Raw genomic sequence first — 23,075 nt, 5'->3', positions numbered from 1 at the left:
TTGAGCACCCAGCCCAGGCGCTGAGAAGCTGCCGCCTGCACAGCACGACGCAACACGAGTTCACCCAGACCAACCGGGCATCGGCCGCCTCGGCTCAGACATCATCATCGCCGAGACCGGAAGCGACATGGCCCAGTTCGCCTCCGCCCACCATCTGGCCTGCTGGATCGGGGTCTGTCCCGGCCAGAACGAGTCCGCCTGGCTCTGACGTCGTTCAGCGGCCCCTCAATATGGGCCACTTGGCCCCACCTGACTGAAGGGCGGCGCGTAACGGCTCGAAGCGGCCCCACTGCCGTTCGCCTGCGGGTACGACCATGAGGTGGGGCCACCGCAGACCGTCATCGAACACCTGTCGGCGCCAGCGATGACCACCATACGCGGCACCCCACACGTCCAGCGTCGTCTCCTGGACGGCGCCAAGCGTGACGCCCGTCAGCCGCTCGATCACCGCGCGGGGCTGGCCCTGGTGGTAGCGGCCCGGCTTCACGAGCTCGGTACGCAGCACCTCGGCCGCCTCCCGCACCCGCTCCCCCGCCGCTCCCGACTGGCCATCCAGGGCAGTGGCGTCCACAGCTGCCAGCAGTCCCTCCGCCGCAGGCTTGAGCACCGTGACGGGGGCGCCGGACAGACTCAGCAGCGCGTCCATCACGGACCGCAGACACGACTCGGCAACCTCCCAGGGCCGCTCCATCCCCGCCCGGCCATCACCCACCGCGCGTCCCGCAACAGCCCCAACGCCCGTACTCCCGCTTCGCCCTGAGCAATCAGAGCCCCAGCGAGAACGTCGTCGACCTCGGCCGCGCCAGCAGACGCCGCAGCCTCGTCGCTCACTCCCGCACCCCAGAGCGCAGCAGACCATCGTCGGGCTGGTTGTCGCGGATCCGCCGCACCAGGCCGCGCGGCTATCGGTTCTGCCCCGCCCGCGCCCGGCCTGCCAAGACCACACACTTCGCGATCTGCGCAACACCGCGCCCACCGGAGCGGCATTTCCGCCAGTCTTGCACGAGAAGAAGAACAGCTAATGCAAGATTGGCAGGAAATAGCGTATGGTTGCCGGCATGGAACAGAAGCACCTCACTCCCGCGGCGGTGAGGCTGGCCCAGACCTTCCTGGAAGACCCCACCCGCCGCTTCTACGCAACCGAACTCATGGAGGCCGCTGGTGTCGGCAGCGGCTCCCTCTACCCCGCGCTCGCACGTATGGAGAAGAGCGGGTGGATCGTCGCCGAGGACGAGGACGAAGGCGACCCCACCCCCAAGAAGCGGGGGCGCCCCGCGCGCCGCTACTACTGGATGACGGGCGAGGGTGCGCGCGCGGCCCACCTCGCCCTGGTCGAACTCAGCAACAGCGTCCGCCCACCCGCATCCTCGCCGGGCTGGCTCATCGACCCCACCCCCGAGGGAGTCTGAAGCACGTGAACACCCTCACGGGCGTCCAGCTGGCGGGTGCGGCCGCCGAGCACGGACGGACCCTCCTCGGCGAGACCTACGAGGTCTGGCGCGTCGCCGGGATCCTCGCCGTCGTCGCCGCCGTCGGCTACGAGATGGCCATGGCGCTCACCCGCCTGATCGGCCTGCGCCTGCCCTTCCTCGTCCTGTACATCGCACGCCTCACCACCCCTAAGTCGGAATGGCCGTACCTCTACAAGGCGTGGAAGGGCGAACTGCACGCCATCCTCGACGCCTCTAAGGGCTTCTGGGTGATCAAGTCGCTCAAGGGCCTGAAGTACGCCCTGCCTCTCGCCCTCGGAGCGGCTCGCCTCACCGCCAAGATCCGCGAAGTCCGAGTGAAGCAGGCGCACCACAGAAGCAGCGCCTTTGAGGTCGTTGAAGCGCTCAGGTTTTCGGTGGTCACCGCCACCTTCATCGGGTCAGGAGTGTTGTTCACTCTGGCTGCAGCCTTGGGCGTTCCCTGGTGGACGGCTTGGAGCGCCACGTGGGTCCCGTTCCTTTTCGGCATCCGCCTGAGCTATGTGCTCGGGCCATCCAGCCCCAGCCCACAGGACGACAAAAGCCACGATGAGTGACATGAAGTCACTCTCCGTCCGGTCGTTCTGAGTGCGGCGCAACCGGCCAGGAGCCGTTGGTCTATCTTCTGCACGGCTTCCCGACCAGGGAGCAGGTCCACTTTCAAGTCGTCGTCGGCGCTCCACCCTTGAGGTCCTCGCCCACCGTCACCGGGCGAGGACCTTATCCCTGTGCGGAGGCAGGGCCTTATCCCTGGTAGACGTTGCGGCCGCGCGTTGTGATGTCCGCGCGCGTTCGTAGGGTGGTCGTGTGGTGAGGATCGCGTGGGACAAGCTGGCCGAGAGCCCGAAAGCGTCCGAGTCTCTGGTGACCCTCCTGATGCTGCGCCTTCACTCGCGGGCGCGGGCGGTTGACGGGAGTGGCGGAGACGGGGGCCGGGACCTGTTCGAGTACACAGAGGACGGTGAACTCGTCGTCTTCGAGGCGAAGTCGTTCACCGGCCGCATGACCCCAGGTCGGCGAAGGCAGGTGGTGCGCTCGCTGGTGTCGGCGGCCCGCCACCAGCCCGACTACTGGGACCTCCTCGTGCCGATCGACCCGAACCCTGCCGAACAGCGGTGGTTCGATAGCCTGCGCGTCGACTTCCCGTTCGTACGCGCGTGGTTGGGGCGCAGCTGGCTGGACGAGAAGTTCGCGGCCCATCCCGATCTGGTGCGTTACGCGCTGCAGGAGTCCGGCGACTACATCCTGGAACGCATCACCGAGGCCCGCGCCGAGCGCGACACGTTGCTGGGCGGGCTTCCCGACTACATCAAGCGGGCGAACGCGCTGCATGCACGGGCCCAGGAGATCTCCCCGCACTACGCGGTGCACACCACGCAGGACGCGGACGGGCAGACCGTCGTGCGCCTGACGCCCAAGGGGCCGGCTCCCGACGGACAGGCGGCGATCCGCTTCACCGGCCGCATCCGCTTCCCCGCCGATGACCCGCAGGAGGCACAGCGCCAACGCCAGTTCGAGGAGACCCTGCGTTTCGGCGGCGAGGTCGAACTGACCGCCGGCAACCTCACCGAGACCCGCCTGGCCGGGCCCGCCGGGCTCGGGCTGGAACAGCTCACGCTCGGCACCGTGCGCATCACCTCACCCCACCAGGACGTGACACCGCCGCTGCGCGGACAGGTCATCGTCCAACAGCCCTCCGGCATCCCCGTCACGTCCCTGTCCGTCACGTTCCCCCACCGCGTCCTCGGCGCGGACGGCGGAACCCTCCACGGCAGCGACGTGACCGGCCTGATGCGCGTACGGCTGCGCTTCAACCACCGCGACCTCTCCGGCCGGCTGACGTTCTCCTTCGAGCCGCCCGAGACCGCGATGCCGACGGCCATGCTGCCCGTGCTGCGGCTGCTCGCCGAGAGCCACCCCGGCCGCTTCGTCGCGCTCGTCTTCGCCGGGGACACCACCGGCGGGATGCGCGCCCCGATCACCACCGGCATGACCCCTCCCGGCTGGGAGGCGGGCGAAGCCCAGTTCTGGGCCGACGCGTACGACGACCTGGCCCGGCTGCAGAGCAGGACCAGCCGCTACTTCCCCGTCCCCGACAACTTCACCCAGCAGGACGCGCGCGAGATCAAGGAAATCCACGCGCTGCTCGACGGAGAGAAGACCGTCCTGCGGGGCGAGACCGTGTCCGCAGAGGTGACCAGCGCCGAAGGCCTCGACCAACTGGCCGCCATCCGCGACGGGATGTTCCGCCTCACCGCCGGATACGAATCCATGATCTTCACCCTCGGCGACCACCAGATCGACCTCGGCCCCTGCACCGAGACCTACACCATGGACAAGATCCTCAACATGCGCGAGGCACAGCGCGAACTCGCCGACCACGGACACGCCACCGTCATCATGCGGCTGGCCGAACACACCCCGGCCGTACGCCACCTCGGAACCCAACAGCCGCAGTAAGCATCGGCGGCGACCACCGCAGGCGCAGGAGGGGACCCGCGCACCGAGTCGGCCTCGTGCACAGTGAAGGTCCGCACCGACGGCTCCGTACGGCGACCGGCCTCTGGTAAATCCCCGCCCGGCGCGCCCTGATGACGTAAGGTCAGTCCACCGACGCGGGGTGGAGCAGCTCGGTAGCTCGCTGGGCTCATAACCCAGAGGTCGCGTGGTTCAAATCCCGCCCCCGCTACCACCATCCGGTCCCCTCCGCCTTCGACGTCGGAGGGGACCGGAGCCGTTTCACTCCCCCGGCGTCACCGGCCGGCGAGCAAACCCTGCAGGACGCCGTGCTTGTACGACACCCGGCCGGTGAGCGGGCGCACCAGGTGCCGCATCGACGCATCCGCCGGGTACCGGAGCCGACCGATGGGCAGCTGCAGGTCGAACGGGGCGCCGGGCGCCAGGACATGGAAGCCGTCGGCCTCGTAGTACGGCGCCAGGTGGGGCTTGTGGGCGTGGATGCCGCCGAGCATCGCCTCATAGCCCTGGCGGGCGTAGGAGTCGACCAGGTGGTCGACGAGCAGGTGCCCGAGCCCCTGGCCGCGGGCGCTGTCGGCCACCGACACCGCCTCCAGCTCGACGAGCGACCGCGACAGCCGCATGCACCACTGCAGATCCAGCCCCGCCTCCGACAGCCACTGGACCGGCGGGACCGCGTGGGCGAGGCCGACGACCTCACCGTCCGGGTGCTCCTGAGCGAGCAGCAGGGTCGCGGTGCCGAACCCGGCCAGCAGCCGCCAACCCGTCCGCATCCGCTCGACGATCCCCTCAGACATCGCCGCGTCCATGAAGTCCACCGGCTCCAGCAGCGCGCGCACCACACCGGGGTCATCGTCCGGGGTCGCCGGACGGAGGAGATACCGCCCCAGCACCACAACACCCGGGCCCGATCCGGGCACCGGCACCGCCCGCACGCCGCCGTCGGCCCAGGCCGCAGAGGCACCCGCCGGCCCGCGAACGGCACCGCCCGCGGACCGGATCCCGGTCGGCACCCGTCGTACGGCGACGGCCGCCGGACCCGGTGCGGGACCGCCCCGAACAGCGGTTCCGCACTGGACAGTTGAACCGCGTCCGCCCGCCCTCCTCGGGTGGGGGCAAGGCGGCGTGGCGCGACCGCCTCCGCGCGGTCCGGCCGATCGAGCCGTGCCCCGGCCACGGTCCGCCGTTACGGCTGCGTATGCCGGTCGCGGATCGCCCTGAGGGCGGCGCGCAGCCGCTTCCCGTCGTCCGTGTCCGGGATCCTGAGGCGGTCGGGATCCATCACCACCAGGCGCTCCACGGCCAGTTCCTGCCCCTGGGGACCGTGCCGGTGGGAGGTCTGCAGCCGGTACATGGCCCGGTAGAGGGCCTGGGAGATCCCCGGGACGTTCCCGACCACGAAGGGTCCCAGTGCCTGCATCAACTCGTCCACCGGATCGGGGACTTCGGCCTCCGCCACCGGGCGGGCGGCGGCGTACGAAGCTGGCAGGCGGCTGCTGTCCGGAACCCGGCGCGGCCGTACGCCGGACCGGCCGGTGAGGCTGTCTCCGCCGTGGTCCGCCGGTGGTGCGAGAGGAGACCGGTCCCCGTGCTCGGGGCCGGTCTCCTCTCGTCCGCGGGCACGCGTCACCGTGTCCTGCGGGGTGTCCCTGTCGCATCGGTTTGCGGCCAGTAGCGGGTCAGGGGAAACCCGGGGTCGTTGCCGAAGACCGGGTTGTGACGCAGCATCACCGCCGAGCGGCCGAGAGGCAAGGCCAGTTGGAACACACGCGGACCGTCCTGACGAGGCGTCACCGCGAGTGTGCTGGTCATGAAAGGCGCGAGCAGCCGGACAGGAATCAGATACACCGGGCGCCTACCTGGAACACACGCGGACCAGCAACCCGACATCACGCCTCTATCGGACTTTCCGGGTGAGCGGAGCGGGTAGAGGCCGTGCCATTCTCTTCGGCACCGGAGGACGACAGCTGTCAACTGCCGTCCGAATTCCCGGTTTTGCGGCCAGTAGCAGCCATCCGCCCCGCCGCCGGACTCCCGTTCGCGGGCCGACGGCGCGTGGCGACCCCGTCAGGGAGGATCCCCCGTCGTGTCCACGCACCACCCCGGCGCGTCCGCGCCCCAGCACCCGCCCCGGTCCGTCCCGGAGCCCCCGCGCGCCCCGGCCCGCATCCTTACCACAGCGCAGATCTGCGGCATCAGCCTCTTCCCGCTCCTGGGCACCGGCCTCACCCTCGCCGGCACGCCGGTCAGCGACGCCCTCACCCTGCTCGCCGGGTGCGGGACGATCGGCGCGGCCACCATCGCCGCTGCCAGCGGAGGACGCCGCCTGCTCACCTCGCTCGCCTCCGCCGCCGCCCACGCGGCCGCCGGCACCGAGACCAGCAGGTAGGGGCCGCCGCGATGACCTCGCCCTCCCGCGCCGCCCACCGTGCCGGCCGCCGCCACACCCGCCTCTGCGCCGTCCTGGCCGGACTCAAGGAGAATTCCGGGCGCACCTTCCACGAGCTCGCCGCCCGCACCACCGTCTCCGCGAGCGCCCTCAAGCGGGCCGCCGGCCTGCACACCCCCGTCGCCCCCGAGCATGTCGTGACCGCCTTCGTCCGCGCCTGCGGTGCGGACGCCGGCCAGGAGCAGGAGGTCCTGGAGCTGTGGCGGACCGCCCGCGCCGAACAGCGCGGCATCCTCGCCACGCTGCAGGCCCCCGCCATGGCCGCCATCCGCACCGGAGCCGACCTCACCGCGGCCCTCGCCGCCGCCTACGAACGCGCCGGCGCCCCCGCCCTGCGCCTCCTCCAGGAACGCGCCACCACCGACGACGCCGACGGAGCCCTGCTCCTCCCCCTCACCAGCGCCTGGCGCATCACCCGCCGCGAAGCCCTGCCCGCCACCTGGACCCAGTGCGCCGCCTTCCTCCGCGGCTGCGGCATCCACCCCCGCCACGTGCGCGCCTGGCACGACGCCTGGACCCGCGCCCAGACCCCCGCCCAGGCCCGCACCCCGACCCGGCGCTCCTCGCAGGCCGCCGCCCGCCTCGTGTGGCTTGATCCTTCTGGTCAACAGCTGCGCTTGGGCGGTGAGAGCGACTGGCTCGTCGCCCTGTTCTGCGAAGATCAACCCGGATTCCCCGGCGGACAGGCCCTCACCCGCGTCTTCGGCATCCTCCCCCCCGGCGAGCGGCACAGCGTCCTCAGCACCGGCCTCACCCGCCTCCTCGCCAGCCGCGCCAGCCGCAACGGGACCGTCCCCGGCACCCTCGCCCCCGACGAACCACACATCGTCCTCCTCGCCAGCCGCGCCCGCCGCAACGGCGCCCTCCCCGACACCCTCTTCGTCGCCGACGGCCTCTCCCCCGACGAGCGGCACACCGTCCTCGCCACCGGCATCAACCGCCTCGCCACCACACACACCCGCCGCAACGGCACCGCCCCGGACACCCTCTTCGTCGCCGACGACCTGTCCCCCGACGAACCACGCATCGTCCTCGCCACCGGCATCAACCGCCTCCTCGCCAGCCGCGCCCGCCGCAACGGCATCGTCCCCGACACCCTCTTCGTCGCCGACGACGGGACCTTCCATCTGATCCAGCCCAAGCACTACCGCGACACCGCCCCACCCGGCCTCGCCGCCGTACTACAGGCCCAGCACGCATAGACACCCGCCGGCCCACGGCGCACGAGCAACACCGCCCCGGTACCCCGCCGCCGGATCGCCCCTGATCCCGGCGACGGCGATCGCACACACCCGACTACCTGCACGCACAGCCGTAACAGCGCCTCTCCACCGGGCGGGCCCACGCACGACGAACCGGTGACCGTCATACGAGCGGGAGCAACTGCCAGCACCGTCGTACGACCACTCAGACCCGGGCGAGGGCCCGGCCGAGACTCCCTTCAAGCTCGTGCTCGTGACCGGCCGCGCCCGGCACCGGCACCGCGGTGGGCCGGGCTCCGGCGCCGGGCGCGGCTCACCGGCAGGCAGCGGCGCCGAGGTCGCCGGCGTTGACCAGCGCCGTCCTCAACTCCCCCACCCCGCGCGGGCGTTCGCCGGGGGGCAGGGCGGTTGCGGCATCCAGCAGGACGCGGGCGTGGCGTCGTACGGCCGTCTCCTGCCACGTCCCGGGCGCCTGGGCAACCAGCAGCGCGGCCAGCAGCAGGGCGTCGGGACGATCGGGGTGGGCCGCTGCGCGCTCGGCGACGAGATCGGCATCGGTCAGGGGCAGGGAGTACTCGGCACTCGCCCGCATCAACTCCAGCCACACCGCCTCCTCGACGGCCGCGTCGGCAAAGGCGCCCGCACCGGCCAGCGCGCCGGGCGGGAGGCCGGCCGCGAGAGCGGCCCGCCACAGCACCACCGCCGCCCCCACCCGACCGGCGGCCGGCGGGAGAGGGACGCCGTCGACGGCGCGCGGGGCACGGCCGCCGATTGCCTCCAGCAGCCGGGAGACCGCGGCGGCGCCCTCGTCGGTGCCGCCGGCCAACTCGGCCCACAGGGCGGCCGGATCACCCAGCACGGCCGGGTCGTCCAGGAGGGCGTTCGCGAGGTGCCCGTCGGCTCCGGGCATCTGCGCGCGCAGTGCAGCCAGGAGCTCGGCGCGGTCCAGGGCGGCGAGCAGCAACCGGTCGTACGGTCCCCAGCGCAGCCACGAGGCGGCCGGCGAGGGCCGGCCGGGCTCGATCCCGTACAGGGCGGTGCGGTGGGCGGCGGTGAACGCGGGCGCGTGGCGGTGCAGGGCCGGCAGGTGCACCCCGACCGCGGTGGCCACCGCCTCCTGGCCGGCGTGCGCGGCGAGGACGGCGGCGACCGTGTCCAGGACATCCTCGGGCATCTCGCCGGCGGTACGGGCCCGGTGGACGGCGTACTCCAACAGCGTGCCCAGCGCCCGCACTTCCCCATCCGAGCCCAGCACCGGCGCCGTCCCCTCCCCCACGCCCACAACAGCGGCTTCCGGGCCGGCGTCCGCAGCCGTACCCGGCAGGTCCTGGACCGCGCCGGGAGCGCCGGCGCTGTCCCCGGCGGCAGCGGTGGCAACGTCGCCGGTCTCCTCGGCGTCCTCGGCGGGGTGGGTGAGCGGGTCGGCCAGGGCGTGCAGGTACGCCACGGCGTCCTTCTCCAGGTCACCGGCGAGGCCGTCGGCGCGCCAGGCGGCCGTCAGCAGGTCGAACAGCGCCTGACCGGCGAAAGACATCCCGGCCGGCCGGCGCCATATACCGTCCTTGCCAACGGTCGGGCCCGTCTCAGCGAACCCGCGGCGCAGGTCGAGCGCCGCCGCAACGGCCGCCGACAGCGCACCGTCGGGGAAGGCGCCGGGCCGGTCGGCGTAGACGGCGGCCGCGGCGAGGTAGAAGCCGGCGAGCCCCGGCAGCCTGAGGGCGTCCAGGACGGCGGGCACGTCGCCCGTCCAGGCGGCCGGATCGGCGGCGACGAGGCGATGCAGCACCATCGCGTACCCGACGCCGCCCGCGTCCGGGGCGCCGGCGATCCGGACCGCGGCCTCCACCGGCCCCAGCCCGGCCAACTCCTCCTCGCCCAGGGACACGTCGGCCTTCACCGGGTCCAGCACGGCGCCGACACGCGGGTCCGCCGGGCCCTCGGGCCTGAGGCGTGCCACCGCGTCCAGCACCGGCTCCCAGCCCGCCACCACCACCGGGGTCAGGACGGGCGACCAGTCCCACACCCGCAGCCACGAGGCGAGCGGCTCGGCGAGGCCGTCGACGCGCTCGGCGCCGTCGGGCACCACCTCCGCGACCAGGGCGGCCGACGGCGGCGTGCCGAGCGCCGTACGGACGTCCTCCTCCAGCCGTGCGGCACTCTCCGGCGGGCAGGTGCGCAGCACGAGCTCGACGAGGCGGGCCGTCTCCGGCGCGGGCTCGCCGGCCACCAGCCGGGGGACGAGCGCGATCGCCTCCTGCCACCACTCGCCGTCCCCCGCCCCGCCCGCGCCCGCCGCTGGCGGGCGGTGGGCCAGATGCGCAGCGAGGAGACGGTCGTGCAGCCGGGCGTCGACGGCGGCCACCCGCCGCAACCCGCGGGTGCGCACGGCCAGGTCCACGCCCGCCTCCGCGTCCGCCGCGGCGAGATCGAGCACGGCGCGCGCCAGCCGCGGCCCGCCGAACACCGCGGTATCAGCGACATGCACCTGGTCCAGGTCGGCGGAGAAAACGACCGGCCAGACCTGCCCGGCGGTCGCCTCGACATCGCGCGCGAGAAGTTTGGCCAGGACCGCCCGGACGGCGCCGATGTTGCGGTGCGCGGGACCGGGGCGGCCAGCCGGGTAGGCGGTGCGCGCCAACTCCCGCACCAGCATGGCGACGTCGTGGTCGGGCAGATGGGAGGCGACCTCCAGGGCAATGAGCTCGCGCATCTCCTCCTCGGTCGCCACCCAGTCCGCGCCCCCTCCTTCGCCCGCCGCGCCCTCGACGTCCTCGTCGTCGCCGTCAAGGAGGCCGGCGGCCCGCATCTGGGCTTTCACCCGCCCGGCGACCGCATCGAGCGCCAGGTGGCCGGTGTGCTCGTCCTCGACCGCGCCGGCCAGCAGCCCCTCCACCACCCCGATCCACTGCCCCGCCCGCTCAGCGCGCGGAACCGCGCGGGCCCACCGCGCGGCCAGGCGCAGCGTCGCCCCCACCGCCGGGCCGCCCCCGTCCCGGACAGCCGGGCCAGCCAGCACGGCCTGGAGCTGGCCGGCGTCGACGGCGTCCCAGTGGCGCACGGCCAGGCCCAGCAGCGCGTCCAGGGCGAGACGGCCGGCGGCGGCGATCTCCTGGGCCCGCGGGACACCGGCGCCCTTGCCGGCGGGTTCGTTCAGCCAGGTGCGGACTGCGTCCGGGTCGGCGGCGGCGACGTGGTCGAGGAACGGGGTGACCGGCCACCGTCCGCCGGCCGCCTGGTCCGGCATCAGCAGGTGCGGCGCATGCTCCTGGAGCACGTCCAGCCACACCGGCGCCGGCGTGGAGCGGAAGAAGTAGTCCGTGGCGCGCAGGTCCCACCAGCGTGCGAGCTCGGCCGCCTCGGCCGCACCCGGGTCCTTGAGCGCGGCGAGCTGAAGGACACGGGCCGCGCGCTCCGGCAGCGGCACCAGCAACTCGCGTGCCGCTCCGAGGAGTTCGGTGTAGAGGAGGACGGCGTCACCGGGGCCGGCCGCCCGGCCGTGCAGGATGCCCGATGCCAGCCCGTAGACCTTCCCCCACACATCCAGCGCCCGCTCCTGCGCCCCGCCCAGCACGGCGCCCGTCAGCCGCTCGATGATGCCGCGGGCCCGCCCGCGGTGATAGCCACCTGGGCGCTCCAGCTCGCCGCGCAGCACCTCGGCCGCCGCCGTCACCCGCTCCCACACCGCGCCCACCGTCACCGACGAGGCCTGCGGCTCACCGGAGCCGGTGTCGGCGGCTCCGGTCCCGGCACCCGGCGCCTTCTGGCCGGCGACCTCGGCAGCGGCCTCGCCGGACGGGCCGACCTCCACGGCGACGGCTGGCGGCCCGAAGGCGTCCACTGCGGCCAACAGGTCCTCCGCTGCGGACTGCAGGCCCACCGTGACCGGGGCGCCGGGCAGGCCCAGCAGCGCGTCCGCCGCGGACCGCACACACGCCGCAGCCACCTCCGCCGGCCGTACGAAACCCTCCCCGGTCAGGACCCGGTGGGCATCCCGCATCAGCCCCAACGCCCGTACACCCGCCTCCCCCTGCACCGTCAGGGCCTCCGCGAGGACGTCGTCGACCTCGGACAGCTCACTCGCGCCCACCGGCGCCACCTCGTCGCTCACCGCAGCACCGTAGACCCGTCGGCCACCGCCCCCGCACCGATATCGCGGATCCTCGCCCGACCTGCCGCTCCTTTCACCAGCACTGGCAGAGATCAGCTGTTGCCGGTCGACGTCGACACCATCGGTCTCCTGCTCGCGGTGCTGGTCAGCGTTGCCTGGGTACAGGACTCGACGGCCAGCACGCGCTTACTCGACCAGGTCGCCGCAGCCCACCCGGCCATCTGCAAAGCGTGGGTCGACGGCCCGCCAGCACCTCGTTGAGCGAAGCCCGACTCGTCCGAGCCATGGGCGGGGTTATGCCGTAGTCCGTGTCGTGGGCTCGGTGACGTCGGGGTGGCCGTAGCGTCTGCACCAGCTGAGGATGTAGTGCTCGTGCTGGCCGCACCAGCGGAAGACGGCCTGGCAGTTCATGGGTAGGTGGGAAGGGTGTTCGCCGCGGGCCAGGATGAGTGGGCCGAGGTAGCCGACGAGTTTGTTCGCCGTGTTGAGCGGCACGTGGGCAGCCTGGTGCAGGGAGCGGTAGTCGGTGGCTTGCCCGGCGGCGATGGCGCCGGCCATCCGGGCGCAGGTGGCTCCGCGGCGGCCTGAACCGAAGTAGTCGTGCAGGGTGGGCTTTGTCCCATCGGCGCAGGTAGGAAACCGTAGTGGTGGCAGTCTGCGTCCGGTGGAGGCGAGGCAGATAGCCTCCACTAGGTCCGCGGGCGCGCGGAACTTGCCGACGACGCCCACGACGTCGGGACGGACTCTCGCTTCGTCGAGAAGGTCGCGTTCCATGTTGTTGCCCTGGGCGGCCATGATCGCGGGTGCGCTGCGCTGCAGTTCGCGCAGTGTGTCGAGGACATCCAGGCCATCGAAGTTTCGTTCGAGCCGGTGATCGTTCCAGAGTAGATCCGCGAGCACGACATCGAACCGGAGTCTGTCTTCCACCGCTCGGCGCACCGCGTCCGGGGAGTCGGCGAGCACGACCTCGGCACCCTCGATGCCGTCGTTGAGGATCGGCTCAGCAATCCAGTCCAGCGCGGCGGCCACCAGAATGCGCAGCTGTTGTCGGTTCACGGCCTCAGAGTGTGCTGGGTACACCGGGCTCGCAAGATCTTGCCGACTGGTGCCAGCTGCTGCACGATCTTGCCGAACGCCCAGCACAACGGTGGATTCCGTTCCTGACCTCGACAGGATGTCGCGAGAGGCTGGAACAGCCGAGGGAAGCTTTCGTCCGGAATGTCCGGCCTAACCGCCCGGGCTTCGGGAAGGGAAGGTGAGTCCGGTGGTGGAATCCCTGGAAGACCACCAAACGCGGCAGGTCAAGCCACGCTCAAAGGCCTGGATCTTCTACGCCGTACTGGCTGTCGTCACTCTTGTTGCCCTGCCCGGCGCGGGTGCCGTCATGCTTCTCGGCACCGCGCTGTTCGGTGGCTACGCCTGGTATTTGTACCGGGGCGGCAGCATCGTCATCTGGTTCTGGTGACGTCATGGGCCACCCGATTCTGGCAATCGTCGACTACGCCGAGACAGTCGACCAAGCCGTCTACCCGCAGCCGCTGCGCGGCCCGGGCCCATGTGCGTTCGCCCTCTGGGAAGGCGAACGCCTCGTTTACTCCACCAGGGCCACCACGGTCGAGGTGCTCCGCCTGGCGCAAGGCCGGTGGGAGCAGAGTGCCACGCTGAAGGGAGTGGATATCCGCATCGCCGTCACTACTGCCCGGACGGTCCTGGCTTGCCGCAACTTCGACAAGGGCGGCGGATGGATCGGCACTCCGGGTGCCATGCTGCTGTTCAACGCCGGCAGTATGCTCGCCGCGGCTGCCCGTCGGCACGGCAAAGTACTCACCGGGCAGTTGCGCCACGAGTGGCTGCGCGAGGTCAGCTACCACGGCTGGCAGCAGCCCGGCTGGTCCCAGCCGGGCCTGACGCTCGCGTGGACGGACGGCGACGGCCCAGCTGCTCTCCGCCTTACCCTGCACGGTTCCGCGACCGACCCGCGCCAAGCAGCCAACGCTATCGCCGCTGCAGCCAGCGCCGACCGCCAGCGCCGAGGCGTCCCAATGCCAGCCTGGCCGGGCCCCACCGGCTTCCGCGTCACCGCCGCAGGTCCCCAGCAGGGCGGTATCGCCGCGATCCCCTGCCCAACCCCCGCCACGCCCCCGAGCCCAGGCTCCACGGTTCGATGAGAGGCGAAGCCTATGCGTGCCAGATCCCATTACGCCGCGCTGTTCTTGCTCCTCGCCGCATTTGCGGGCGGCTGCTTGACCAGCGCATCCGCGAGTCAGCCAGGGCCCAGCTGCACTGGGAAACACATCTTCATCGGCGTCCGCGGGTCAGGCGAGCATGCAGGGTTCGGTGACACAATCGGAGCAGTGAAACATCGCCTTGGGCGGACCGCCTCCGGATTCACTGAATTCGAATCAATCGACTACGTCGCCGTGAACGTGATGGACCCCAGACTCTGGGGAATGTACGACGCCAGCTATGCTCAGGGAGTAGAGCAGCTGACTAACGCGCTGTACTTGAATAATCGTCAATGCGCGAACAACAGCTATGGCATTGCAGGATATTCCCAGGGTGCCGACGTGGTTGCCGGGACCCTCAACAATCTCTGGAAAAGCAGCTCGGCTGTGGACCGGCATCTCGGCGTCCAAATTGATGCTGTATCGCTCCTGGGTGATCCCCGCTACAACTCCAAGGACGTAGCTGTAGCAACCGTAGCCCACAAGCGCGCGATACCGATTCTGGCCGTGCTGCCCTCCACCCACGGTGGCGTCAGGCCGGTCTTCCCCAAGGCTTTGACTGCCAAGGTGCGTTCCTGGTGCCTACCCAAAGACCTAGTTTGCGATCTTGCCCCGGCCACAGCAATTGCGTGCGCGACGCCCTCTCACCTGTGCAAAAAGCTCCTCGCCACCCAAATTTCCTATCACCTTGCCTACGAGAAGACCGGCTATACCACCAGTGCTGCCGACTGGCTTGCTCACAAGACGCGCGGCCCGATCGTGCCATCAGCAACCTCACCCCCTGTCCGACCAGCACCCTCCGACGCCCCATATGTGGGCGACTGGCACGGAACGCTGCTGCAAGATAAAACCCAGAACTACACCATCGATGTCCATTACACCGGCGGGCACCGGGGAGAGAAGGTAGCCACCGTCAGCTACCCCACCCTCGGATGCAGCGGCCAGTGGCTCCTTACGCAGGCTTCAGCCCGCGCAATTGTCGTACGCGAAGAGATCACCAAAAATTCCCACTGCATCCCAGAGGTAGACATCACCTTGACACCTCTAGGCCAAGGCACCCTGGATTACAAGGTTTCGACGCCAGCAATTGTGACAGGGCAATTGCACCGGCGCTGAAAACGAGATGGTCGGCGGCACCGGGCACTGCGGTATGCGTCACCTCGCGGGCAGCAGCCAGTCGCAGGCTCCCAACGCAGCCAGGCGGCCGTCGGTAACGGCAGGCCGTGGGGAAGACCGTATGCGGTGCGCCGGGTGAAAGCGGCCACGTACCGGTCCGCGGACCGTCAGGAGCGAGAGCCGGTTATGGCGGCCGGCCCGCTCTGCGAGCGCGGGGTCTTCTCCCCCACCTTCTTCACCTCGATGGTCCGCGGGTCAACGGCTTCGCCGGGGGCACCTTCCCGGTACAGGCCGCCAGGGAGGCTGTCACGGTCGTGCGGGTTGCGGCGGCGTGTCCTGTCGAGGGCCTGGGCCTTCTACGCCAAGTGCACACACCAGGGCTGCCGGGTGAGTGAAGTCAGCAATGGGACAATCGCGTGCCCCTGCCACGGCAGCATCTTTGACATCACAGACGGCTCAGTACTCTCCGGTCCGGCCACCACACCGCTGATCAACCGTCTGGTAGAGATCCGCGGAGGCAACGTCGCGATCACAGCAGACGCCTGAGGAACAACCTGTGCCGGTCATCTTCGTGCACGGGACTCGTGTGCGCCACGAGCGTTTTGATGTCCATAGGGCGGACGGCAGGGTACCCGCGCAGCAACTGCAGCCACGGTCGCGGCATGACACAGCCGGGTGACACACGGCATTCCGTGCGTGTCCCAAGCAGCCGCCCGCGCCGTGTGGCGGCACCGTCCAGATACCGGTCTGCGAAGGACTGGACGTCAGTGAGCAGTCCGATGCCGGGGTAGTGCTTGCGCTGGTTGGACAGGATCATCTCCTTGGACGAGGCCAGGCCCACGAGTTCCCAGGTGCGGGCGACGAACGTACGCGAGGACATGGCCGGTGCTCTCTTCGCGCTGCCGCCCCCTTGCGGGAAGTCGGCGTTCACGAGTTGCGCGCAACGTATTCCTCAACTCCCCTGTCTGGTGACCTGATTGCTCGGCACAATGCTGGTTGTGCCACACTACGATTACATGGAGTTCACTCTCGATGACGGTGCGTGTGTCCGTCTTGAGTTGGCGGCTGCAGGCGAAGGGCCGGCGCCCCCGGAGGGTGGTACCGATCTGCCGACAGGCATCGCCGGAGTGACGCCGGTGGGACGCGGGGCGCGCGTCGGGGCGCTGGCCACGGATGCGCTGCGGACGGTGCTGAGCCCGCTGGGCCCCGTGCTTCAGCAAGTGCACGACTCCGTACGCGGCATCCCCGACCCTCCGCAGGAGATCTCCGTCGGCTTCGGGGTACAGATCGGCCAAGATCTGAAGATCGGCATCGTCGGCACCAACGGCCAGGCCAGCATGACTATTTCGGCCACCTGGCACCTGCCCCGCGGGCCCGAGACGTGACCTGGTTCGCAGCGGCACAGGACGGGCGGTCCGCGGACGCCCGCGGTGCGCTCGTCCAGGTGCTGGCGAAAGACCGGGCGCGCACGGCCGGCGCGGGCGTGTATCTCACTGGCCGGTCCCTGCTGACCTGCGCGCACGTGGTCAACGCGGCCCTCGGCCTGCGCGTACTCAGCTCTCAGGACCCCGGCAGCGTCATGCTCGATGTCGCATTCCCGGTGCTGTCCGCCACCCGCACGTGGCAGGCGCGGCTCGCGGCCTGGATCCCCCCGCGATCCCAGCGGTACGGGCCGACGGCGGACGGCTCGCTGAGGTGGGAGGGCGACCTGGCCGTCCTCGAACTGGACGAAGAACCGCCGCCGCCAGTGGGCCCTGCCCGTTGGGTGGAGATGACGAGCGGGCAGGAGGTCAGGGCCTGGTACGGGGGCGGGCAGCCGTTCTCGTACGCCGACGTCCGGGTCGCTTGGTACGAAGATGGCATCGGCTACCTCGACGGACAGCTGTCGGGGGCCGCCATCGACGAGGGCTACAGCGGCGGGCCACTGTGGTCGACGGCCGACGGCGCCGTCGTGGGCCTGGTCATGGGCCGGATCGCCGCCCCGGACACGGCGTTCGCTGCACAGCACACTGTGCGGCGCAGCTGGGGCCTCGGCTGGCAGTCGGTCCTGGCGGAGCTGCGCCGGGCGGGGGCGGTGCCCGATGAGCACCTGCACGCGCTGTGGGCGAAACCCGCTGTCTTTGATGTGGACGAGTCGGTGCGCGACATGATGGTCGGCCCCTTGCACACCCTGCTCGGCGCCCCGGGGGCACGCGCCGCGCACGCCGGCGCACTTGCCGCCCAACTCGGTCTGCACGTCCCGGCAGAGCGGCCCGCGCCTTCCGTGGAGGAGCTGGCGCATCTGCTCAGCGGCACCGAGCGGGCGCTGCCCACGCTCGCCGAGTCGCTGGCCCCCCAGGTGGCCGACGATCCGCGCGGTCGCGCCGAGCTCGACCGGCTGCTCGCCCTGAGCCGGCTCACCGGCGCGGCCCGGCTGCTGTCGGTCGCCGAATACCGCGTTCTGCTCGGCAAGGTGCAGCATCTCGTGATGCACGATCCGGGTCTGCTGCACCGCGCCGCGAATGCCGCCCTGCCCTATCTCGACCTGCCCCAGTCCCTCCAGGCGGCCCGCCTCGCACTCCCCGCGGTGCCCGGTGTGCTGCGGGAGCTGGAGACCTGGTGCGGCGACAGTTCGCCGGTGCCCGAGGGGCCGGGACTGCCCGCGCTGCTGCGGGTGGTGGAATACGTGGCCGCAGAGACCGGTGGACTGGACTGCCAGGCGCTGCAGGAGTGGAGCCGGCGGGTCGCCGGCCGCCTCGGCGTGCACCCATCGGCGCTGCACGAGCGGCGCGCCGATGCCGAGCGATGGTCACGGCGCACCGCTCTCGCCGGCGCGCGGATCCTCGTGGAACTCGACCGGTACGCCAAGGACTCCGCAGGCCACTACCGTTGCTCGGTCTGGCGGCTGCGGTCGGACGGCACTGCCGCACGCGCCGGTACGGGCTCGGAACGGCCCCGTACCGGCCAGGAGATCGCCCAGCTCATACGCGAAATCGCGGGCGGGGCCGACGGGACGGGAGACGGCGTGGCACTCGTCGCCGTGTCCGTACCGCCGGACGAACTGGAGCTTCCGGTGGACGAGTGGGACGGGGCCGGAGCCGACGAAGTCATCCCCGCCCCGCTCGGCGAGGACTTCCACCTCGTGCTGCGCTGCCCGAAGCTGTGGCTGCGTTCCAAGACCGGTGCTTCCGACCTCAAGCGGCGGTGGAAGGCGCGTGCGCAGAGTCCCCCGCTCGTGGTCGACCACGCCGTCGGCGGGCGCGCGGGGCTGATCGGACTGCTGAAGACAACGCACCGGGACAGCGCGCGCGTCTTCGTGCAGGGGAGCGCCGTGCACCGCGGCGAACTCCTTGTCGTCTGTATCGCGATGGGTGTCCCCATCGTGCTGTGGGATCGCGAGGGCCGCGGAGATGACAAAGCCTTCGGAGGCGGTGGCTCTGGCGGTGGGCCCCCGCTCGATGCCATCGTGCGGGAGAGTTCGGTCGAGGAACTGCCGGAGCGTCTGCGGCACTTCAGGGTCCGCGCCTACGCGCAGGACGTGGGATCCGGGCGCCCCGCGCTGGTGTGGGAGGACGCCGAACTGCCGCTGCCTGATGACCTCCAGCTCGCTGACCCACCGGAAGGAACGGAGCAGGAGACATGACGCACAGCGATGGGTGGCGGCTGTTCCGCGGAGACCGCGTGGCCCGGGAGGTGGCCTTTCCCGAGGCCCCTCCGTGGCGGCAGTTCGCCGGCGCCTCGGCTGCCCGTGGCCCGGACCGTCCGTACCTCATCGGGCGCACCGAGGCCGACGTGGTGAGCGCCGCCCTGCATCTGCGCCGCCCCCTGCTGGTCACCGGCCACCCGGGTACGGGCAAGTCGTCCCTGGCACACGCCATCGCCCATGAGCTCACCCTGGGGCCGGTGCTCCAGTGGCCCGTCAACAGCCGCTCGGTTCTCAAGGATGCCCTCTACGGATACGACGCCATCGGCCGCCTCCGCGAGACTCATCTGCGCAAGGAACAGGGCGACGCCGAACCCGACATCGGCACCTTCGTCCGGCTCGGCCCCCTGGGCACAGCACTCGTGCCGCGTGACCGGCCGCGGGTGCTGCTGGTGGACGAGCTGGACAAGGGCGACGTGGACCTGCCCAACGACCTGCTCACCGTCTTCGAGGAGGGCCAGTTCGAGATCCTCGAGCTGTCCCGGCTGCCCGAGGCGCAGTCCGAGGTCGCCGTCCTCACCCACGGCGCGGACGGCAAGCGGGTCACCGTGAGCCGGGGCCTGGTCCGCTGCCGCGAGTTCCCCGTCGTGGTGATCACCAGCAACGGCGAACGTGACTTCCCGCCGGCCTTCATGCGCCGCTGCGTACGCCTGGACCTGCCCGACCCCGACGAGGCACGTCTGCGCGAGATCGTGGCCGCGCACCTCGGCGAGGGGGCCCTGGACGGTGTGGACGATCTCCTCCACGCCTTCCTCAACCGCCGGGCGCCCGGCGAGCTGGCCACGGATCAGCTACTCAACGCCGTGTTCCTGCGCAAAGGCGGGATCGACCTGGACGCCGACGGCCTGCTCGAGGCAGTCCTGCACCGGCTCGGCGGGGCGATCTAGATGCCAGCCGACGGTAGGGGCCCGCATGTCCCGGCGGAGTCCGGCGCCGCCCCTGCGCCGTCGGCGCTGAGCAGTCTGGCTCAGTTGACCGGGCACGACCTGTCCATCCATGAGCTGCTCGACGCCGTCTGGCTGGCGACGCGACTGCCCGCAGACGCCGACGCACCGCTCGCGTGTTCCCTGCGCGGGACCTCGGCGCGTCCTGCGGGATCAGGAATGGCGGAGAACGCCCGTACACGTGAGGGTTCCTCGGGTACCGGGCCCGCACGCGGCTTCCCGGCACCGGCCGCTCCCGCCGAGCCGCCACCTCCCGCCCAGTTGCTCGGTGCCCTGCACGCCGCTGCGGCCGCACGCAGCGCCCCCGAGTTCGCCGGCCTCGGGAGGGAACGCCGAACAGGCAGGCACGAGGGGGCAATGCCCGTACGTGTTCCTGAGGAGAAGGCGCTCGGGGAGGACGAACTGCGATTCGGACGCGCGCTGCGCTCGCTGAAGCAGCCCCGGCCCGATCCGTTCAAGACCGAGTTCGACGAGGAGGCCACCACCGCGGCGCTGGCCGAGACCGGGCTGCCGGACATGGTGACGCGGCCCGCGCGGCAGCGCTGGCTGAACCTCGTTCTGCTGATCGACGACGGCATATCCATGCTGCTGTGGCGGCGCCTGGCGACGGAACTGCGTGCCCTGTTGGAACGGCTGGGTGCCTTCCGGGACGTCCGCGTGCACGGCCTCGACACGCGGTCGGCGCGGGCGCCGCTGCTGCGGGCTCGTCCCTTCGACCCGCACGCCTCGGCTCTCTCGCCGGCCTCGGTCGTCGACCCGTCGGGCCGCACTCTGGTCCTGGTGATCAGTGACGGAGTCGGGGTGTGCTGGCGTGACGGGCGGATGACGAAGGCTCTGGAGCGCTGGGCGCGTCAGGGACCGACCGCGATCATGCATACTCTGCCCGCGCATCTGTGGGACGGCTCGGGGATCCGCTCGGAGCCCTGGCTGGTGACAAGCAGGCGGCGGGGAGCAGCGAACAGCACCTGGGAGGTGGCCGACCCGCTGCTGCCCCCCGGGCTCGGCGAGGACTTCACGGGTGTGCCGGTCCCCGTGCTTGAGCCCTACCCGCCGGCGATCGCCGTCTGGGCTGGGCTCGTCGCGTCGCCGGGTGCGAGCGCCAAGCTGCCCCTGCTGCAGCCGCCGCACGCCAGTACGCCGCGTGGCAGGGCCGACACCCGTGGCACGGACGCGCCGAGCGCCGTCCTGCGTTTCCGCGACGCGGCCTCGCCGGAGGCGTACAGGCTGGCCGCCCACCTTGCCGCGGTGTCCCCGCTCACCGTGCCCGTGATGCGGCTCGTCCAGGCGGCGGTCCCCTGGCGCGCCGACACCGCTCATCTCGCCGAGGTGTTCCTCGGCGGTCTGATGCGCCAGGTCGACCGGGCCGACGAGCGGCTCCCGGCGCAGCACCGCCGGTTCGCATTCCCCAGGGACGCCCAGGAGATCCTGCTCGACACGGCGTCCCCGATGGACCTGCTGCGCACAACGCGAGCCGTCACGGAGCGTCTGCGCACGCTGGTAGGCCACTCACCCGACTTCCCGGCCTGGCTCGCACACCCCGCGGGCACCGGCGAACTGCTGCCCGGCACCCGCCCCTTCGCCTGGCTGGAGGACCGCCTCTTCACCCACCTGGGCGCCCGGCCGATGGCACCGGCGCCCGAGCAAGTCGTCGAGTACGAGGAGATACGTCTGCCGACGGGGCTGGAGACGTCGCCGACCTGGCTGCCGCTGCGCCTGCAGGACCTGCACGCACTCGGCCCGTACACGCTCCTGCAACGCGACGGGACAGGGGGAAAACCCACGGCCTACATCGGCGAGGACGAAGACGGACGGCAGGTACTGCTGCGTGTGTCCTGGTCGTTCGACTCCCCCGTCGGTCAGGAACTGTTGGACATCGAGCACCGCGCACTGCGCCGCATGGACGGGCTCTACGCGCCCGTCGTCGTCGGCAGCGGTGTCTGGGCCGCCACACCGTGGCTCGCCCTGCGGCTCGACACCCTCGCCGACGGCCGGCCGGCTCCCACACTGCGGGCCGTGCTGACCGCGGCCGGACCGGTGGGAACACCACTGTTCACGTGGCTCGGCTGGCATCTGGCACGCGCGGTGAGCCGCTGCCACCGCCGGGGCATCGTGCACAGCTCGCTGACACCGGGCGCGATCCTGATCACCGAGTCGACGCTGAACATCATCAGCTGGACCTCGGCTCGTATCGACGGCGCCTGGAGCGCGTCGACGGCATCCGTACCGACTCACTCCGCGTACCGCGCACCCGAGGTGACCTACTGGGGCGAGTCACGCATCGCGGCGGGCGACGTGTACTCCATGGGCGCCATCCTGCTGCACGCGGTCACGGGCCGTGTGTGGCACGTCTACGAGCGCAGCGAACTGGAGCGCTGCCGGGAGTTCTCAGAACTCGACGACGAGCTGCGGGAGTTGCTGCTGCGCTGCGTCTCGACTGCACCCGAGGACAGGCCGACCGCCCAGGAGGTGGCCGAAGCCCTCGTCACGCGTCTGCCCGGAGGCCCGGAGTGGGCAGCCACCGAGGAGGAGACCTGGACACCGGCCAAGACCGCGACGCCGTCGCCGCAGAATGAGACGGCCGCCGGCCCGGAAACGAGCAGCGAGGGCTGGATACAGACCATCCGGGCGCCCCTGCAGCAACCCCTGCGCATCGCCCTCCTGGGCGCGAAGGACGGGGTCGGGTGCACCACGACGACCATGGTGCTCGGCGCGGTCCTGGCCGACCAGCGACAGGAACATGTGCTCGCCATCGACGCCGACCGGCACACAGGCGGCCAGATCCGCCTCGTCCGCCGCATCTTCCGCGACACCCTGGAAGGGCTGTCCGACCTGGCCGGCTCGCTCCACGACGTGCACGGCTTCGAAGAACTGCAACTGTTCCTGTCCCCGCACCGATCGGGGCTCATGGTCCTGGCCAACGACTCGTTGTCCCACCCCAGCGCAGGGGTCCACTACACCGACCCGGACTTCGGCCGCGTGGCCCTCGCCACGCAGCAGCACTTCGCTCTCACCCTCATCGACGCGGACCGGCCGCTGCCCGTCGTCCTCGAATACGCCGACCGCGTCGTCATCGTCTCCCGCGCCGACCCCGCAGGGCTCACCCAGGCCCAGCAGACCATGGACCGGCTACTGACAGCCAACCGCTCGGACCTGGTCCAAGAGGCGGTCATCGTGCTCAACCACAGCCGCCCCGCCGCAGGCTGGACCCTCGACCCGGCCGCCAAACGGGCCCTCAGCTCCCGCTGCCGAGGCCTCGTCACCGTCCCCCGCGACGGCCACCTCGCCATGGGCAGCACCGTAGAACTCTCCTGGCTGACACCCGAGGTCTACAAGGCCTACCTCCAACTCGCGGCACTACTACTGGGACCACGACCGACATCTCCATGACCGCTCCCGCATCCT

General features: G+C 71.3%; 20 protein-coding genes, 1 tRNA gene and 2 pseudogenes. 16 read left to right on the top strand and 7 right to left on the bottom strand.

Annotation, left to right across the window (positions count from 1 at the left end):
• Nucleotides 1-28: 28 nt before the first annotated feature.
• Nucleotides 29-208 (top strand): transposase, encoded by a 180-nt coding sequence (locus ACFXC1_RS47470; protein WP_381255617.1) that lies wholly within the window; start codon nucleotides 29-31, stop codon nucleotides 206-208.
• A gap of 6 nt (nucleotides 209-214) precedes the next feature.
• Here ACFXC1_RS47470 and ACFXC1_RS47465 read toward each other — a convergent pair whose 3' ends face one another.
• Nucleotides 215-712, bottom strand: a complete 498-nt coding sequence (locus ACFXC1_RS47465; RefSeq protein WP_381255591.1) for a hypothetical protein — start codon at nucleotides 710-712, stop codon at nucleotides 215-217.
• Between the two features lie 346 nt (nucleotides 713-1,058).
• On the opposite strand from ACFXC1_RS47465, the gene ACFXC1_RS47460 reads away from it, so the two are divergent.
• The 4 genes from ACFXC1_RS47460 (at nucleotide 1,059) to ACFXC1_RS47445 (ending at nucleotide 4,161) form a co-directional block, all read left to right on the top strand.
• A complete protein-coding gene (locus ACFXC1_RS47460) occupies nucleotides 1,059-1,409 on the top strand; it encodes a PadR family transcriptional regulator (protein WP_381255588.1) in 351 nt (116 codons plus the stop codon).
• 5 nt (nucleotides 1,410-1,414) lie between these two features.
• Entirely contained in the window at nucleotides 1,415-2,026 is a 612-nt protein-coding gene (locus ACFXC1_RS47455; RefSeq protein WP_381255585.1) for a hypothetical protein, read from the top strand.
• 250 nt (nucleotides 2,027-2,276) lie between these two features.
• Complete coding sequence (locus ACFXC1_RS47450) at nucleotides 2,277-3,929, top strand: hypothetical protein (protein ID WP_381255582.1); 1,653 nt, start codon at nucleotides 2,277-2,279, stop codon at nucleotides 3,927-3,929.
• A 154-nt stretch (nucleotides 3,930-4,083) separates the two neighbouring features.
• Nucleotides 4,084-4,161: transfer RNA gene (locus tag ACFXC1_RS47445), tRNA-Met, on the top strand.
• Nucleotides 4,162-4,222: 61 nt separating this feature from the next.
• On the opposite strand, the gene ACFXC1_RS47440 is transcribed toward ACFXC1_RS47445, so the two are convergent.
• Nucleotides 4,223-4,960, bottom strand: a complete 738-nt coding sequence (locus ACFXC1_RS47440) for a GNAT family N-acetyltransferase (RefSeq protein WP_381255579.1) — start codon at nucleotides 4,958-4,960, stop codon at nucleotides 4,223-4,225.
• A gap of 173 nt (nucleotides 4,961-5,133) precedes the next feature.
• Nucleotides 5,134-5,577, bottom strand: coding sequence for a hypothetical protein (locus tag ACFXC1_RS47435; RefSeq protein WP_381255576.1), 444 nt, complete (start codon nucleotides 5,575-5,577; stop codon nucleotides 5,134-5,136).
• 456 nt (nucleotides 5,578-6,033) lie between these two features.
• On the opposite strand from ACFXC1_RS47435, the gene ACFXC1_RS47430 reads away from it, so the two are divergent.
• Nucleotides 6,034-6,336 carry a hypothetical protein gene (locus tag ACFXC1_RS47430; protein WP_381255574.1) on the top strand — a complete coding sequence of 101 codons (303 nt, stop codon included), beginning with the start codon at nucleotides 6,034-6,036 and terminating at the stop codon, nucleotides 6,334-6,336.
• Nucleotides 6,337-6,347: 11 nt separating this feature from the next.
• Nucleotides 6,348-7,598: a hypothetical protein gene (locus ACFXC1_RS47425; RefSeq protein ID WP_381255572.1), complete on the top strand. Its 1,251-nt coding sequence runs from the start codon at nucleotides 6,348-6,350 to the stop codon at nucleotides 7,596-7,598.
• A 313-nt stretch (nucleotides 7,599-7,911) separates the two neighbouring features.
• On the opposite strand, the gene ACFXC1_RS47420 is transcribed toward ACFXC1_RS47425, so the two are convergent.
• Complete coding sequence (locus ACFXC1_RS47420; protein ID WP_381255569.1) at nucleotides 7,912-11,706, bottom strand: hypothetical protein; 3,795 nt, start codon at nucleotides 11,704-11,706, stop codon at nucleotides 7,912-7,914.
• A gap of 114 nt (nucleotides 11,707-11,820) precedes the next feature.
• Between ACFXC1_RS47420 and ACFXC1_RS47415 the strand changes: the two are divergent.
• Nucleotides 11,821-11,980, top strand: a pseudogene (locus tag ACFXC1_RS47415) (IS5 family transposase); the annotation flags it as partial.
• Nucleotides 11,981-12,000: 20 nt separating this feature from the next.
• Here ACFXC1_RS47415 and ACFXC1_RS47410 read toward each other — a convergent pair.
• Nucleotides 12,001-12,762, bottom strand: coding sequence for a hypothetical protein (locus ACFXC1_RS47410; protein ID WP_381255566.1), 762 nt, complete (start codon nucleotides 12,760-12,762; stop codon nucleotides 12,001-12,003).
• A 208-nt stretch (nucleotides 12,763-12,970) separates the two neighbouring features.
• On the opposite strand from ACFXC1_RS47410, the gene ACFXC1_RS47405 reads away from it, so the two are divergent.
• Genes ACFXC1_RS47405 through ACFXC1_RS47395 form a run of 3 tightly spaced genes read left to right on the top strand, consistent with a single transcriptional unit; the run spans nucleotide 12,971 to nucleotide 15,047 of the window.
• On the top strand, nucleotides 12,971-13,171 hold the full coding sequence (locus ACFXC1_RS47405) for a hypothetical protein (protein WP_381255564.1): 201 nt from the start codon (nucleotides 12,971-12,973) through the stop codon (nucleotides 13,169-13,171).
• 4 nt (nucleotides 13,172-13,175) lie between these two features.
• Nucleotides 13,176-13,874, top strand: coding sequence for a hypothetical protein (locus ACFXC1_RS47400; protein ID WP_381255561.1), 699 nt, complete (start codon nucleotides 13,176-13,178; stop codon nucleotides 13,872-13,874).
• A 12-nt stretch (nucleotides 13,875-13,886) separates the two neighbouring features.
• Nucleotides 13,887-15,047 carry a cutinase family protein gene (locus ACFXC1_RS47395; RefSeq protein ID WP_381255558.1) on the top strand — a complete coding sequence of 387 codons (1,161 nt, stop codon included), beginning with the start codon at nucleotides 13,887-13,889 and terminating at the stop codon, nucleotides 15,045-15,047.
• A 167-nt stretch (nucleotides 15,048-15,214) separates the two neighbouring features.
• On the opposite strand, the pseudogene ACFXC1_RS47390 reads toward ACFXC1_RS47395, so the two are convergent.
• A pseudogene (locus ACFXC1_RS47390) lies at nucleotides 15,215-15,367 on the bottom strand (DUF6009 family protein); the annotation flags it as partial.
• Between the two features lies 1 nt (nucleotide 15,368).
• Here ACFXC1_RS47390 and ACFXC1_RS47385 point away from each other — a divergent pair.
• Entirely contained in the window at nucleotides 15,369-15,593 is a 225-nt protein-coding gene (locus ACFXC1_RS47385) for a Rieske (2Fe-2S) protein (RefSeq protein ID WP_381255556.1), read from the top strand.
• Here the strand turns inward: ACFXC1_RS47385 and ACFXC1_RS47380 are convergent.
• Nucleotides 15,577-15,927 carry a hypothetical protein gene (locus tag ACFXC1_RS47380; RefSeq protein ID WP_381255554.1) on the bottom strand — a complete coding sequence of 117 codons (351 nt, stop codon included), beginning with the start codon at nucleotides 15,925-15,927 and terminating at the stop codon, nucleotides 15,577-15,579. The two genes, ACFXC1_RS47385 and ACFXC1_RS47380, sit on opposite strands and share 17 nt — an antisense overlap.
• 118 nt (nucleotides 15,928-16,045) lie before the next feature.
• Here ACFXC1_RS47380 and ACFXC1_RS47375 point away from each other — a divergent pair, with 118 nt between their 5' ends.
• The 4 genes from ACFXC1_RS47375 (at nucleotide 16,046) to ACFXC1_RS47360 (ending at nucleotide 23,060) form a co-directional block, all read left to right on the top strand.
• Nucleotides 16,046-16,432, top strand: coding sequence for a CU044_2847 family protein (locus tag ACFXC1_RS47375; RefSeq protein ID WP_381255552.1), 387 nt, complete (start codon nucleotides 16,046-16,048; stop codon nucleotides 16,430-16,432).
• Complete coding sequence (locus ACFXC1_RS47370; RefSeq protein ID WP_381255549.1) at nucleotides 16,429-18,669, top strand: VMAP-C domain-containing protein; 2,241 nt, start codon at nucleotides 16,429-16,431, stop codon at nucleotides 18,667-18,669. Before ACFXC1_RS47375 ends, ACFXC1_RS47370 begins: the two co-directional genes overlap by 4 nt.
• Nucleotides 18,666-19,616 (top strand): AAA family ATPase, encoded by a 951-nt coding sequence (locus ACFXC1_RS47365; RefSeq protein WP_381255547.1) that lies wholly within the window; start codon nucleotides 18,666-18,668, stop codon nucleotides 19,614-19,616. Before ACFXC1_RS47370 ends, ACFXC1_RS47365 begins: the two co-directional genes overlap by 4 nt.
• Before the next feature lie 84 nt (nucleotides 19,617-19,700).
• Nucleotides 19,701-23,060 carry an SAV_2336 N-terminal domain-related protein gene (locus ACFXC1_RS47360; protein ID WP_381255544.1) on the top strand — a complete coding sequence of 1,120 codons (3,360 nt, stop codon included), beginning with the start codon at nucleotides 19,701-19,703 and terminating at the stop codon, nucleotides 23,058-23,060.
• Nucleotides 23,061-23,075 lie beyond the last annotated feature (15 nt).

The organism is Streptomyces hokutonensis (genome assembly GCF_042751305.1).
GTDB classification, from domain to species: domain Bacteria; phylum Actinomycetota; class Actinomycetes; order Streptomycetales; family Streptomycetaceae; genus Streptomyces; species Streptomyces hokutonensis_A.
This window is presented reverse-complemented; position numbering and strand designations above follow the sequence as displayed.